Source organism: Rheinheimera tangshanensis, from assembly GCF_014645135.1.
GTDB classification, from domain to species: domain Bacteria; phylum Pseudomonadota; class Gammaproteobacteria; order Enterobacterales; family Alteromonadaceae; genus Pararheinheimera; species Pararheinheimera tangshanensis.
In genome coordinates, this window is sequence record NZ_BMLH01000009.1 from 1 (window position 1) to 14,126 (window position 14,126).

At 45.6% G+C, this 14,126-nt stretch carries 13 protein-coding genes; 5 read left to right on the forward strand and 8 right to left on the reverse strand.

Going from position 1 to position 14,126, the window contains the following annotated elements:
* Positions 1-133: 133 nt before the first annotated feature.
* Positions 134-838: a hypothetical protein gene (locus IEW88_RS14865; protein ID WP_147904740.1), complete on the reverse strand. Its 705-nt coding sequence runs from the start codon at positions 836-838 to the stop codon at positions 134-136.
* A gap of 193 nt (positions 839-1,031) precedes the next feature.
* Here IEW88_RS14865 and wecC point away from each other — a divergent pair, with 193 nt between their 5' ends.
* Positions 1,032-2,264, forward strand: coding sequence for a UDP-N-acetyl-D-mannosamine dehydrogenase (gene wecC / locus IEW88_RS14870; RefSeq protein ID WP_147904741.1), 1,233 nt, complete (start codon positions 1,032-1,034; stop codon positions 2,262-2,264).
* 44 nt (positions 2,265-2,308) lie between these two features.
* On the opposite strand, the gene IEW88_RS14875 is transcribed toward wecC, so the two are convergent.
* The 6 genes from IEW88_RS14875 to IEW88_RS14900 are packed head-to-tail and all read right to left on the reverse strand — an operon-like array spanning position 2,309 to position 8,290.
* Entirely contained in the window at positions 2,309-3,568 is a 1,260-nt protein-coding gene (locus IEW88_RS14875; protein ID WP_147904742.1) for a lipopolysaccharide biosynthesis protein, read from the reverse strand.
* Positions 3,555-4,847, reverse strand: a complete 1,293-nt coding sequence (locus IEW88_RS14880) for an O-antigen ligase family protein (RefSeq protein WP_185148617.1) — start codon at positions 4,845-4,847, stop codon at positions 3,555-3,557. Before IEW88_RS14880 ends, IEW88_RS14875 begins: the two co-directional genes overlap by 14 nt.
* Entirely contained in the window at positions 4,847-5,557 is a 711-nt protein-coding gene (locus tag IEW88_RS14885) for a Wzz/FepE/Etk N-terminal domain-containing protein (RefSeq protein ID WP_147904744.1), read from the reverse strand. The genes IEW88_RS14880 and IEW88_RS14885 overlap by 1 nt, the downstream gene beginning before the upstream one ends.
* Positions 5,554-6,459, reverse strand: a complete 906-nt coding sequence (locus IEW88_RS14890; protein WP_221411434.1) for a glycosyltransferase — start codon at positions 6,457-6,459, stop codon at positions 5,554-5,556. Before IEW88_RS14890 ends, IEW88_RS14885 begins: the two co-directional genes overlap by 4 nt.
* A gap of 30 nt (positions 6,460-6,489) precedes the next feature.
* Positions 6,490-7,215: a WecB/TagA/CpsF family glycosyltransferase gene (locus IEW88_RS14895; RefSeq protein ID WP_147904745.1), complete on the reverse strand. Its 726-nt coding sequence runs from the start codon at positions 7,213-7,215 to the stop codon at positions 6,490-6,492.
* A gap of 22 nt (positions 7,216-7,237) precedes the next feature.
* Entirely contained in the window at positions 7,238-8,290 is a 1,053-nt protein-coding gene (locus IEW88_RS14900) for a glycosyltransferase family 4 protein (RefSeq protein ID WP_221411435.1), read from the reverse strand.
* Between the two features lie 305 nt (positions 8,291-8,595).
* Here IEW88_RS14900 and wecA point away from each other — a divergent pair, with 305 nt between their 5' ends.
* The 4 genes from wecA to IEW88_RS14920 are packed head-to-tail and all read left to right on the forward strand — an operon-like array spanning position 8,596 to position 13,198.
* Entirely contained in the window at positions 8,596-9,663 is a 1,068-nt protein-coding gene (wecA, locus tag IEW88_RS14905) for a UDP-N-acetylglucosamine--undecaprenyl-phosphate N-acetylglucosaminephosphotransferase (protein WP_185148618.1), read from the forward strand.
* Positions 9,656-10,993, forward strand: coding sequence for a flippase (locus IEW88_RS14910; protein WP_147904746.1), 1,338 nt, complete (start codon positions 9,656-9,658; stop codon positions 10,991-10,993). Before wecA ends, IEW88_RS14910 begins: the two co-directional genes overlap by 8 nt.
* Positions 10,990-12,027: a nitroreductase family protein gene (locus IEW88_RS14915; protein ID WP_147904747.1), complete on the forward strand. Its 1,038-nt coding sequence runs from the start codon at positions 10,990-10,992 to the stop codon at positions 12,025-12,027. Before IEW88_RS14910 ends, IEW88_RS14915 begins: the two co-directional genes overlap by 4 nt.
* Entirely contained in the window at positions 12,020-13,198 is a 1,179-nt protein-coding gene (locus IEW88_RS14920) for a polysaccharide pyruvyl transferase family protein (RefSeq protein ID WP_147904748.1), read from the forward strand. Before IEW88_RS14915 ends, IEW88_RS14920 begins: the two co-directional genes overlap by 8 nt.
* Positions 13,199-13,268: 70 nt before the next feature.
* Here IEW88_RS14920 and IEW88_RS14925 read toward each other — a convergent pair whose 3' ends face one another.
* On the reverse strand, positions 13,269-14,084 hold the full coding sequence (locus IEW88_RS14925) for an undecaprenyl-diphosphate phosphatase (protein WP_147904749.1): 816 nt from the start codon (positions 14,082-14,084) through the stop codon (positions 13,269-13,271).
* Positions 14,085-14,126: the final 42 nt, after the last annotated feature.

Consider the following 14,126-nt stretch of genomic DNA (forward strand, 5'->3'; position numbering starts at 1 on the left):
CGAACACCATGAATGTTCTCACTTACTTAATTTTTTGTATCACCTCTATGATTTTACTCATATTTTTGTGGGGATACCTCAGGGTCAGATCACATTGTTAACTGTTAACAATGTGATCTGACCCCAATTTTATTTATTGATACCAGTCAGTCCAGTCTTTTGTTAATGAATACACCTGCAAACTGGCCGTCTCCGCTGCTAGCTTCGAAAACAAATCATAGTTTGATAAATTCACCGTCAATAAGCAGTTCCAACCACAATTGACTGGTCTGAAGGTCGCACTGGAAGCGGCATACACCTGCGCATTCAGTTGATGCATTTGTGATAATTTTTTCACCCGAAGCGCATGATAGTCACTGCTGATAAACAGATAGTTTTTGGTTTTATCCAGCTTTTGCTCTAAAGAGCCAAACTCGTGATAGGTGGTTGGCCCACCATCAAAACACTGGATAGCCGCATATTCGGTTTTTTGTTTCAATAGCGCTTCGTAAGGCCCACAGTACAAGGTCGTCATATAGACATTCACAGGCCGCTGCTGTGCATTAATCATCAAAGCCAACTGGTTAATTCGATTGCTGGCACAATCAGGCAGACTATGTTCATTGCCACCACAACCCAACAATACATAATCACCGGCAAAATTAGCAGGTAGCTCGGCAGTACTGATTTGCGTGTTGTACCAGTCACGCACCTGATTAGCCAGCAATGTATTGCCCGTTAAATAAAACCAAATCAGCAGCAACCATAAGCCTTTACGGCGGTAGTACAGGCAGGCGAAAAAAAACAACCAGAGAAATAGATTCTGTGGGTATAAAAAGGGTTCTAAAAAATCTTTCACTATGCTTCCTTCCACTGAACTCTATCAGCAACTGTTAGCCACGATACCACAGAGTCACTAAGCAGCCATTCAGCTAACACTGTTATTTTATTAAAAATTTTCTTCAACAGCAGCTATCTGTCATCTAAGCTTTCTGGCGTGCTGTGATAAGATGTCAGCAAAGAAATAGCCAACAAGGTTAATGGAGTTCGTTATGTTTAAAACGGTATCAGTGATTGGTTTAGGGTATATAGGCCTGCCGACGGCCGCTATGTTGGCATCACGCAAATTGCGCGTGATTGGTATAGACGTGAATCAACACGCAGTCGATACCATCAATCAGGGTAAAATTCATATTGTCGAACCTGAACTGGATATGCTGGTGCATGCCGCGGTGACAGGCGGTTATTTATCAGCTCAAACCAGCCCTGTAGCTGCTGACGCCTTTATGATCGCGGTGCCTACGCCCTTTTTTGATGATCTGTCACCTGATTTAACTTATGTGGAAGCGGCTGTGAAATCTATTGCGCCAGTGCTGACTAAAGGTAATTTAGTGGTACTGGAATCGACCAGTCCGGTCGGTACCACAGAAAAAATCTGCCAATGGATCAGTGAAGCCCGTCCTGATTTAACTGTGCCTACTGATTCTTCACAACCTGACATTCATGTGGCTTATTGCCCTGAGCGTGTGCTGCCGGGTCGCGTTGTGTACGAGTTGATTGCCAACGACCGTATTGTGGGTGGTTTAACTCCAGCCTGTTCTGAAAAAGCCAAAGCCTTATATCAAACCTTCGTTACAGGTGAATGTTTAGTCTCCGATGCCCGTACCGCAGAGATGTCTAAACTGACGGAGAACGCTTTCCGTGACGTCAATATCGCTTTTGCCAACGAGTTATCGCTGATATGTGACGAGCTGAAGATTAACGTCTGGGAACTGATCAAAATGGCCAATCGCCACCCTCGCGTAAATATTCTGACGCCAGGCGCTGGTGTCGGTGGTCACTGTATTGCCGTGGATCCCTGGTTTATCGTGCACTCAGCGCCAGAGCAAGCCAAACTGATCCGTACAGCCCGCGAAGTCAACGACTTTAAACCTCAATGGGTACTGCAGAAGATATTATCTACAGTGGCAAACCACGCTCTGCATAAGCCTTCGGTTGCCTGTTTTGGTTTGGCCTTTAAACCGGATATCGACGATTTACGTGAAAGCCCGGCATTACATATAGTCAACGATTTAGCAGCCGCTTATCAGGGTAAGATTTATGCCGTTGAGCCGAACGTAGAAAAAACTAATAAACTGGCGTCCAATGTTGAATTGGTATCTGTGGAACAAGGTTTAAAGGCTGACATCATCGTCATTCTGGTAAACCACAAAGGCTTCGGCGATTTGGACTTTAGCAAGAACAGCCTGATTAACGTGGTCGGCCCACTGCGCTCAGCACACTAAGCCGATTCGATTGAAACAGCCAGTCTGGTATCAGACTGGCTTTTTTATAACTGTGGCGGCAACACAGTTTTTTGGCGTTTGATTTGCCACAGACAAGTGACCACCAGCATAGAGGTAATAAGCAGATTGCCGGTTAAAAACAACCAGGCTGTTATCTCTACCGTCAGACTATAGTTAAACCAACAATAGCCTAAAGCTGTTAACACCACGGCTAAAGTCACTAACATAGCCTTGTAGTGATTCGCTCCCAAGGACGTCAGCAGTACTTCAAAATAAGTTTTTAGCAAGGTGATCCACAAGGTTGCCAGTACCAGATGCAACATCAGCAAATGAGCAGGGTCCAAAGCTTCGTTAAAGGAGATGTGATACAACCAATCGCCCAGCGGCCACATCAGCAAATAAGGTAAAGACAACACTGGTAAAGTAAACACAAAGACTTTGCGGAAAAACTTCAGTTTGTCGGCAAGTTCCGTCAAGCGGCTTAACCGGCTTAAAAATACCTGAGAAAAAATCACCGGCAATAACGTGATCGGCATAAACAAAATAAACAACTTTCTGAACTGCCCAAGTGCCAGTAAGGTGCTAAACAAGGCCAGAAAAATAAAAGGAATATTGGTCATAATGATGGCAAACACATCATGTAAGGCAAAATGCAATCTATGCCTGATATCCTGCCAGCCAAAGTAACTGGAAAAATTACGTAAATAAGCGCCTATTCCTGTTTTGATCTCAGGCCAAAGCACGTTCAGCCCCATCAGCACAGGCACCATACTGGCCATCAGCACAGCCTCAAGCATGGCATCCAGTTGTGTCATCACACCGGCAAACAGTAAAGCCACCACCACCAGTAAACTTAAGGCGCCAACAAATTGAGATTTTACCTCGACAAAGAACTGCTGCCGACCTTTAAGGTAACAAAATATCGCCTGACTAACGGCCCAAACTAAACCAATCAATAAACTAAGCAGATACAGGTAATAAGGCACAGTGTCGTTGATCCAGTAGTCAATGCCAACGACGCCCAGACACAACACCAAAAATACGATAAAGCTCAAAACCAGACTGTTAAACAACAAACTGATTTGCTGCTGTTTGGCTGAGTAATGGATCAGGTAAAAACTAACGCCAAAAGCTATGGTCGGGAAAAACAGATTTGCCAGCATGTAGACATAACTGAATACACCAAAATCGTTGGCCAGCAGTTGCCGGGCCACCACCAGATTGAGTAACCAGCGTGACCCAAAGTTCAGGCCATGAGCCAGACTGTTGTTCAACAGCTTGCGGGCAAAATCACTGCGTAACATGAGCAAGCTCCGTCTTTTTAGGTGTAGCTTGAGACTGCCCATGGATCAAAGCGGCCGCGTTAATAAAACCCCAGACCGGCCACAGCATACCTGAGCTAATCACATGGCCAGCAATACAGGCCACCATCAGCAATAACAGATTCAACAGCACCAACGTGGCTGCGAGCTCAGAAGAATAAAGTCTGCACAATTTTAAATTCTGAGCAATAAAACCTATAAAAACCCAGCTGAAAAACATTAAACCTGCTACACCATAAAAAATATATAAATCAAAAGGATCAGACTCAGCCCAAAATTTCCACAGATGCTCAGACACCCCAATTAAACCTACACCGAACAAACGATGCACATCGCTGTAGTAAAAACTAACCAATTGCCAGATTTCGGCTGCATATTTATCGCGCGACGACAGCAGGACGCCCAATAGACCTTGTTGCTGATAAACATGCTGTAATTTTTCCGCCAGACCTAGCTGACCTAACAACAACGGCGCTTGCCAAATCACCAGAGCCGCAACAACCACTAGCAGTAAGGTCGCCAGAGCAAGACGGTTCCAGTTTAAACGGATAAACCAGGGCATCAGCGGAATAAACAGCACCAGGATCAGAGTCCCCAGCATACCGGTTTTGGTGAGCATTAAGCTGGCACACCAGATTGAAGTAGCAGCTACAGCCAGAAAAATCAGCTTGTGCTGTTGCCAGTAGTACTGCAACAACCAGGCGGATAACACCAGCAATACCACGGAAAGCTCGTTGGCGGCGTTAAAAAATCCTTTGCTGCCTAAATCGACCTGAGATAAATGCTGTTGCGGTAAATAAGAAGTGTAGCCATAGCCTAAAGCGCCAAAAATAAAATTCACCAGCACAATCAGGTAGTTGACCACAAAAACCTGATGCAGAAATTTCAGTGCAAAGTGTTTATCTAATTGAGAAATACTCAACAAATAATAAAACGCAATCAGAGGCGAAATTAGTTTCAGGATCAGCCCAAGGTCTGGGGCTAAGGATCCTCCAAGGTGCAACCAACTGTAAAAAGCTCCGGGTAATAACAGGATAAAAAGTGCAGGAAAGAGTACAAAGGTTTTACCGCTGCGCCAACTTAATGACACCAGCATCAGAACCAACATCAGCACTTTATACAAGGCAGATAAACCAAAACTGCGGCCAAACTGATTTAATAAAAAACCGTTACAGGCGTCAATCAACAGATAACAACTGCACAGCAACAGAATAAGCTTATCCAGCGCCTGTACCTGCTGAAAATAACTCGAAAGCCGCATTAAAGCCGCCATAACATCAACAGAATAAAAGCACAGCTAAACCCCAACAGCGCACCAAAGACCAACATCAACCATAACGCAGGACGCAGACTAGACTCCGAAGCTTTAGGACTTTGCAGTTGCTTTAATGCAAAAGGTTCAGCCTGTTGAGCATACTCCACTTCAAATTGCAGCTGATGTTGCTGCTGTTTTACCAGCTCACTGCTCTTGAGTTGCTGTAAATTCTGTAATTGCTGCTGTTTTTGCTGGAGAAACTGCATACGCCAGAGCTTGTCCCACTGCGTGAGCACCGAGGTCAATTCAGCTGCAGCACTTTGCGCTGAGCTGCTGTTCCATTTTAAGGTCACCAGATTCCCCCGTCTTTTATGTTCAACACTCAATTGCTCTGCATTGGCTGAATGCGATAAAGATTGGAAAAAATCCGCATCTTTTAACAAGACTAAGGCTCTGGACATTTCATCTGCAGAAGCACCGCCTACGTTCGCGGGATTTTTATCTGCCGGATCATCACGTCTGGTTAAACGCTCTGTTTGCCAATCCGTTAAGGTCACCACCGCTGTAGCCTGATAACGCTCTGTCGCACTGAGCTGAAACACATACAAAGCAGCTGCACCAAACACTGAAGCCGCGACCAGCAATAACCAAAAACGCTTAAACAATAAAGCGCTCAGGCTGACAAAATTAGCTTGAGTTACCAAAGTCTGATTCATTTTTTCGAAAATAATCCTTTAACGCCTTTGCTCAACAATTGCTGACGAAACTTAATAGCCCACTGCAGCTTTTGTTTCAGGTAATAGCGGATTTTAGTCGACCATAAACCGTAACGACAGAAAAACAACAAGCGAGGCAAAGAAAGCTGCTGCTGCTCCATCACCAGCCGATAAAACTGCTGGTTCTGCTTGTTGCGCTCATTCATCAGTGGCAGATGTTTTTCGACAAAATAACTTTGCGCAGCCAAACGTTTAGGTGAGGTAGTAATACGGCCCAGTTCATGCCCTACATGCACCACGTAAGTTGCTTCAGCCAAACGTAAGGCTTTACCGTATGCTGCTACCAGACGGATCCACATGTCATAATCCTGAAACGCCGCAAGAGCTACATCAAAGCCGCCTTGTGCCAGCATACGGCTGCGTTTGACCAGCACCTGATTGGATAAACAGTGCACGTCCAACAGCTCATTCAGCCCCACCACAGCAGCATCAGGATACAGCTGTTTACGTATAGTGCCGTAATCCCAAAAATAGCTGGAGCAGACAAAGGCATACTGGTCATCATAGGCGTGATACAGGGAACTCAGCCTGTTGGGTAGAAATTCATCGTCATCGTCCAGGCCGGTGACAAACTCACCTTTGGCTTCGGCTATCGCCAAATTACGTGCCGCACAAGCGCCCTGTCCTTTTTCTTGCCGGAACAAACGTACACGGGGTTCATCGGCATACACCTTGTTTAAGGTGTCCCAGGTTGCGTCTGTGGAGGCATCATCCACCACCAAAAGTTCAAAATGAGGATAATCCTGCGCCAGCACGGAGCTGATAGCGCGCTGCACCATATCCACTCTGTTAAAAGTGGGCATATAGACGCTGATCAAAGGTAAATCGGACTGTTGCTGCACTATGCTTCTCTCTGTTTTTAATCGTTTTTATCAGAGCTTGTTGGTTACATATAACCAGGCGTAGGTCAGCAGATTCGTCTGACGACCAATACGGGATGGCTGCGATAACAACCGGTAGGCCCACTCTAAATGTAATTTACACCACAGAGCCGGAGCCCGTTGCACATGGCCGGTAAATACATCATAGGTACCACCCACGCCCATGTAGTAAGCGTCAGGTAACTGCTTCTGACATTTACCAATAAACAACTCCTGCTTGGGTGAGCCCATTGCCACTGTAACGATACGGGCCCCACTTTGCGCAATACGGCGAATCAGCTCGTTTTCATCTTTAAAATAACCGTCCTGGGAATCCACTATATTGACACCCATTGCTGTTAGTTTTTCTACAGTTTCAGCCATCACCTGCGGTTTAGCGCCAACCAGAAATACCGGAGTTTTAGTCACAGCCGCTTTTGCCATCAAGGCCTGCCATAACTCACAACCCGGGATCCGCTCTACTTTACGGCCCAATTTGCGCCGCATCACCTTGACGACCCCCATACCATCGGCATAACGAATATCGGCTTTATTCAGAATGGCCATCAGCTCCGGATTTTTACTGGCAGCTATGACTTTCTCCGGGTTCATCGCTATTGCTGAACCAGAAAAGACAGTACCATCATCCTGAATCACATAATTGACCAGCGCAGCCATGTTGCTGAACGCCATTACCCCAATGCCACCGACCGGTACCACTTCAGGTTGTATTGCCATGCTTGTATTTACCTTTTGTCTATCATCGTTGTTCAGGCGTCAGAGCCTGATACAGTGTTTGTATTTTTGCGGCTACATCGTCCACCAGACAGTCTTTTGCGTACTGACGACCTTGCTGCTGCAATGCGGTGTAGTCTGAGTCTGACAAACTTAATAGCTGCTGAATTTTTTGTCGCAACTGCTGCTGTAAAACCTGCTCATCTGTTTGATCAATGACCCAAAATGAATCTGCCCCCAACTGCTCTGCCGAGCCATCGGTTAAAGTGGCGATCACAGGGGTATAACAAGCCATAGCTTCGGTCATCACCAAACCAAAAGATTCATTACGCGACAAGCTTAAAAAACATTTGCTGCGTTGATAAAAGGTTTTAAGCTGCTCAGCACTCTGACCCGCTTCAAGCTGTAAATTCGGGTAATTTTGAGTTAATTGTTCAAATTGCGTCTGATATGGACCTGCACCTATCACACAAATTTGTTTATCTGTTAAATCCGGCAACAGGGCTATTAATCTGTCCATGCCTTTATTTTTATCCAGGGCCCCGACATACAAAAGATCAATATCTTTATCAGCCCTGCTTATTTGCACTGCATCTGCATAGATCTGAGCTATCCCTGCGGACAGCACGATAGCGTTCGGCTTTGAGGTGTAGGCTTTAGTCTGAAGTTTCTGACTGGTAAAAATCCATTGGTCTACAGCCCCACAACACCAGCGATACAGAGCACCAAAAGGCTGATAATGATAAATATCACTGCCATGGCAGGTGACAACAATCTTAACCGAAGGTTTACGCAAGTATTTATACATCAGCGCCAGCCAAATGGTCGGATAGAAAAAGTGCACGTGAATCACATCAAAGCTTTTAAAGCTGAGAATATAAGACCAAAAAAACTGCAAGAACAACACCGGGTATTTCAGCAGACGGTTGAGCAGACTGTCGTTATGCCAGCTCATGTAGAAATAAGATAAAGCCTGACGCTTCTTCAGCGCCAGCATCTGATTTTTAACAAACTGCCCCTGAAAAGGCGCAGAGGGCTTTGGGCCCATATTGGTGATAATCAATACGGCTTTAGTCACAACAAATATCCTGCTTCAACAACGAGAGTCAAACCTTATAAAAGACCAGAAACAATAACGACTCTTAGATAAATAAGAAATGCCAACATCTTGATTCACAGCATAAAAATCAGTCAAAACCTAACTGAGAGACAACAAGTGTGGCATAAATATCAATTAGAGCATTATTTTCAGACAAAGTCGTTATTCCTTTCAATTTTATCTCCCACACGCCGTAGTCAGCCCTGATTTCTTCACCTATAATCAGGCCAATTTCGTTTGTGCCCCTTGGTATTAATTCAGGCCAAAAACCCGATGGAAATCACATGACAGAACATCTGCAGCTGTTTATTACCACCTTTGTTCTTACGCTCACTGCCATTTTTATTTTAATCCCTTTATCGGTCAAAGTGGGTTTAGTGGACAAGCCTGCGGGTCGCAAACAACACGTGGGTTCAGTACCGCTGATTGGTGGTATCTCAATCTTCACTGGTGTGGGCCTAACCCTGGCCTGGTTTGGTTTACCAGATAACATTCACTATTACTACCTGCTCTGCGGCGGCACTATTGTGATTTTAGGAGTATTTGATGACTTTATGGATTTAAGCGTCAAATTACGGCTTTGTGTGCAGCTGTTGATAGGCTCTGCCATGGTGTATGGCTTGCAACTGCATCTGGGCAATTTAGGTAATCTGTTTGCACTGGGCGATGTCACATTGGGCTATATAGGCATCCCCGTTACACTGATAGCCGTGATTGCCGCTATTAACGCGTTTAACATGATTGACGGCATAGACGGTCTGGCAGGCATGCTCAGTGGTGTGACTTTTGTCTCCGTCACCTTGATGATGGGCATGGGTGGACAACTGGAACACGCGGTCTTGCCAATGGTGCTGGTGTTCGCGCTGATTCCTTATTTGCTGTTTAACCTCGACGTGGTGGGGAAAGGCAAAGGCAAAATTTTTATGGGCGATGCCGGCAGTATGCTGATTGGTTTAACCGTGATTTGGTTACTGATCATAGGCACTCAAAGCGACACCGCCAGTTTTCGCCCTATCACAGCACTGTGGGTTATTGCTGTGCCGCTGATGGATATGGTGGCTATTATGCTACGCCGTATCCGTAAGGGTCAGTCACCTTTTTTAGCCGACCGTGAACATTTGCATCATATCTTCCTGCGCCTTGGTTTAAATTCCCGTCAGGCACTGGTCGTCATCAGCAGCTTCTCCTGTATGTTGGCAACTATTGGTGTGGTTGGGGAATACCTGATGGTGCCTGATTTAATTATGTTAATTTTGTTCCTGATAGTGTTCAGTGTTTATTCATACACTTTGCAGCATATTTGGCGCATTACTCGTGCTATAAAACGTTACAAAGCGAAACGACGTGGTTAAGTTCTTAGTCAAAGTCGCCAAAGCTAAAGCCGTTGCTTTATTAGGTGAACGTCTGGTTAAACTGGCGGCCGGTGCGTTAATCACTATCATAGTGGCACGGATGCTAGGTCCTGAAGCCACAGGTTATTATTCTATTGTGATGACCTGGAGTGCATTTTTAGCGCCCTTAGCCAATTTAGGCTTAAACAATCTGGTGCAAAAGTCAGTGCAATCAGCCCCCGACCTGCGCACTGGTCAGCAAATTTTATTTACTGCAACCTGGCTTCGGCTGATCGCAGGCTTTGTGTTTGCCGCTCTGATGTTTATTGGTTTTAGCTGGTATTTACCCTCAGAGTTTGAACCTTATCAGCTAGGTGCTGCGGTGCTTTTTGTCGGCCAGCTGTTTAACGCTTTTATTTTATTTGAATACCACCAGAATTACTTAGGCCATTTCCGTACCCTCGCCTATAGCAAATTAGGATTAGGGATTTTAGGTCTGATCGCTAAATTGGCGGTGCTTTGGTATGGCATGGGTATTGGTGCTTTGTTTTGGGTAGTAGGTCTGGAGTTTGCCGCCGTCGGTGTGTTGCAGTACCAGATGTATAAAGGCCATAACAAAAGTCGGGCCGTCCCAACAGAACAGCATGGTCGTCTGACACCAGCCTGGTTTAACTGGCAACAGGGCAAAGAGTTATTACGCCGCTCCAGCTGGTTATGGGTTTCAGGCATTTTATCTGTGGTGTATTTGCGTATTGATCTGATTATGATCGAACGTATGATTGATATAGAAGCTGCGGGTGTGTATGCCGCGGTCAGCCGTATTTCCGAACTCTGGTATGTCATACCAGCGACCTTAGCTGTGCGGTATTATCCTGAATTATTGAAAAGTCATCAGAGCAGTTGGTCAGGCTATCTGGTGTTGCTACGCAAATATTGTGGTTACTTTTTAGCGATGGCATTAAGCATTGCTGTGGTGATATTCATCGTAGCGCCGCCTCTGGTACCGCTGATTTTTGGTGACAAGTTTCAGGCGGGTATTTCAGTACTACAGATCCATATCTGGGCTGGTGTGTTTATTTTTATCCGCTACCTGATTGGACAACATTTAATTATCACAGGTCAGGAGCCTTTATCTTTAGCCAGTCATGGCATAGGCGCCGTATTAAATGTGCTGTTGAACTGGTGGCTCATTCCGATTATGGGTATTGATGGTGCAGCCTGGGCAACGCTTATTTCTTATGCCTACGCTTCATTTTTCTTTTTATTTTTTTCCGGCAGAACCCGTCGTCAGTTATGGCAACTGATGAAGGTTAAAGCCTCCGGTATGGTGGTAGAGAAAGAGACGGTATGAAAAAACAACTCCAACAAATCAGGCAAAAGCTCGACAAGGTCTTGTTACCTTACGCAGCCAAAAGCCGTCTGGCAGCAACGCTGTATTACGCCTTTTTTAACCCGCATTTTCGCCGTGAGCAACATGCCACAGCAGCGGGCCGGCATCATTATCACCTGCACGAAGAAAGCAGCAGTATTGCGACCGTAATTTTACGCCGTAATATTCACCGGCTGGAAAAAGGTTTAAGCATGGTGCCACGCAAGTCGTTGTTTGCGCTGGACTATATTGACGAAACTTTAACTGCATTACAAAACCTGCTGGCCGATCACCAGGCCTTAGATTTAGTGCTGCTGAAATATTGTCACGATGTAATGGATAGCTACTTCTCTGTGACACAATGGCCAGATGGTGCCAGCCAACCTGTTACTTTTGCCGCCTTAAAAGTCCAGATCACCCCACGTTTAGCACAAAGCCGCCCTTCAGCACCAGCACCTTATGAGCAAAGGCCTCGCGCTGATATCAGCTACGAACAGTTTTTGATCTTGTGCCAGCAGCGCTGTTCAGTCCGTACCTTTTTGCCACAAAGTGTGCCTAAAGCTGTTTTAGAACAAGCGGTTGCCGCAGCTGCTCAGGCGCCAAGTGCCTGTAACCGTCAGCCGTTCCGCTACATTGCCGCCACAGAAGGCGAGATGCTGAATAAGTTAGCTAACCTGCCTATGGGTACTGTGGGTTATGCCAATGGCATTCCGGCCCTGCTTGCTGTGGTCGGTGATTTAAGTGCTTATCCTTTTGAGCGCGATCGCCATGTGATTTATATCGACGCCAGCCTCGCCAATATGCAATTGATGTTGGCGCTGGAAACTATGGGACTGGCCTCTTGTTCTATCAACTGGCCTGATATAGAAAACTACGAAGCCAAAATTGGCCGCTTACTGAAATTACAACCTTTCGAACGAGTCGTGATGCTGATTGCTGTGGGTTATCCTGATCCACAGGCCTTGATCCCTCACTCCGAGAAGAAAACCGCTACGGAGTTATTAACTTATGTCTGAATCCAAAGCCTTATTAGTTGAAATCAAAGGGGTGCAGTTCCGCAATAAAGGCGCCTACCTGATGCTATTGGCCTGTTTACAAGGCTTAAAAACCTTAAATAACACAGAGTTGGTGTTATCGCCAGGCCCTAACCTGCCCTACCGTGAACGTGCTTTATTAGGCGCATGGCAAAAAGTATCCTTCCGCCGTAAAGCGCTGGATTTAACGCCATGGTTTGGCAAGTTACCAGGCTCAGTCCGTAATCTGATGAAACGCTACGGCATGGTCACAGAGCGTGATGTGGACGTGATTTTAGAAGCCAGCGGTTTTGCCTATGGCGATCAGTGGCCTTTGAAGTTTCTGCAAAATACGGCCCGGGAAGTCAAACGTTTTAAAGAAGCGGGCAAGCCTTTCGTCTTTATGCCTCAGGCTTTTGGTCCTTTTAGCAGCGAAGAAAGTAAAGCAGCGATGCGCGACATTATTCACAGCGCTGCACTGATTTATGTGCGCGATCCGGTCTCATTCAGCCATTTACAAAGCTGTGAAGCCAATCTGCCGGATACTGTGAAGTTAACTCCTGATTTTACCGTCGGTTTGAAAGGCCATAGCACTGCAGCTCTGCCTGAAATCGAAGGCAAATTTGCCGCTCTTATTCCTAATAGCAAAGTAGTATCCAAGTTTAACCACGCTAACGCTGAAGCGGAGCGCACCAACTATGTCGAAGCTTTTGCTGCTGCGGCCAATCAGTTGGTGGAATTAGGTTACGCCGTAGTACTGGTCAATCATGAAGGCAAAGAAGATCAGCTGCTGTGTCAGGAAATTGCTCGCTTAGCGCCTTGTGAGATTATTCAGATTGAAGATCCATTAGCAGTGAAAGCTTTTATCGGTCAAAGTTCTGTCGCTATCAGCTCACGTTTCCACGGAGCTATTAATGCACTGAGTCAGGGGGTGCCTTGTATCGCCACCAGCTGGAGTCATAAGTACCACGCCATGATGTCTGATTTTGGTATGGCGGATTATTGTCTGGAAAAACTTTCTGCCGTCAGTCTGACGCAAAAAATCAGTCAGTTGCTCTCTGAAAAAGCAGAAATTAAACCTAGACTGGCCGAGAACGCCGCCAAACTGAAGCAGCAAAACCAGACCATGTGGCAGGGCTTGTATAAAACTCTGGATAAATACTTAGGCCGTTAAGTTTGTCGGACTGAGCCGTCAAGCAGCAAAAAGGGCACTTTAAGTGCCCTTTTTGCTGCTTGCAAGAAAATCAGCTCCAGCTGACCCAACCAAAGTACCAGGTGGCTAATATCACCAAACCAAAGGCGATACGATACCAGGCGAAAATTTCGTAGCTGTGGTTCGAGACAAAACGGACAAAGGTTCTTACCGCCAACAACGCGCTGAAAAAGGCTGTGACAAAACCTACGATAAACATCGGCGCCTGATCAAAAGCCAGTACATCACGGTGTTTAAACAAGTCATAGAAGGTTGCAGCAAACATAGTAGGCACAGCTAAAAAGAATGAAAACTCTGCCGCCACTTTACGATCAAAACCAAAAAACAAACCGCCAATAATGGTTGAACCTGAACGTGAAGTACCTGGGATCATCGAGACGATCTGTGCACAACCTACTTTTAATGCATCTTTCCAGGTGATGTCGTCTACATCATGAATTTTCACCTGATGAGTACGGCGCTCCGCATACAAAATCACCAAACCACCCAGCACCAACATAGTCGCCACAGTAATGGGGTTAAACAAATACAGCTTAATGTATTTAATAAACAACAAGCCAATGATGGCAGCAGGGAGGAAAGCGACAAACAAATTCAGCACAAAATTCTGGGCTTTTTTATCGTGGGTAATGCCGGTGGCGACATGAATAAAACGCTGGCGGTATTCAAATACCACGGCCAGAATGGCCCCTAACTGAATAGCAATTTCAAACACTTTGCCTTCGTTATAAAACCCAATCAAATCGCCAACAACAATCAAATGACCTGTACTGGATACGGGTAAAAATTCAGTTAAACCCTCAACTATACCCAGAATAAAAGCTTTAAATAACAACCAAAAATCCATGACAACTCCCTTATAGTGTTCCACCAGCAAAGCGACCTTTAC

Excerpts from the sequence above, each read along its gene's own strand:
- wecC (WP_147904741.1), top strand. The coding sequence starts at position 1,032 with ATGTTTAAAACGGTATCAGTGATTGGTTTAGGGTATATAGGCCTGCCG.
- IEW88_RS14875 (WP_147904742.1), bottom strand. The coding sequence starts at position 3,568 with ATGTTACGCAGTGATTTTGCCCGCAAGCTGTTGAACAACAGTCTGGCT.
- IEW88_RS14880 (WP_185148617.1), bottom strand. The coding sequence starts at position 4,847 with ATGCGGCTTTCGAGTTATTTTCAGCAGGTACAGGCGCTGGATAAGCTT.
- IEW88_RS14885 (WP_147904744.1), bottom strand. The coding sequence starts at position 5,557 with ATGAATCAGACTTTGGTAACTCAAGCTAATTTTGTCAGCCTGAGCGCT.
- IEW88_RS14895 (WP_147904745.1), bottom strand. The coding sequence starts at position 7,215 with ATGGCAATACAACCTGAAGTGGTACCGGTCGGTGGCATTGGGGTAATG.
- wecA (WP_185148618.1), top strand. The coding sequence starts at position 8,596 with ATGACAGAACATCTGCAGCTGTTTATTACCACCTTTGTTCTTACGCTC.
- IEW88_RS14915 (WP_147904747.1), top strand. The coding sequence starts at position 10,990 with ATGAAAAAACAACTCCAACAAATCAGGCAAAAGCTCGACAAGGTCTTG.
- IEW88_RS14920 (WP_147904748.1), top strand. The coding sequence starts at position 12,020 with ATGTCTGAATCCAAAGCCTTATTAGTTGAAATCAAAGGGGTGCAGTTC.
- IEW88_RS14925 (WP_147904749.1), bottom strand. The coding sequence starts at position 14,084 with ATGGATTTTTGGTTGTTATTTAAAGCTTTTATTCTGGGTATAGTTGAG.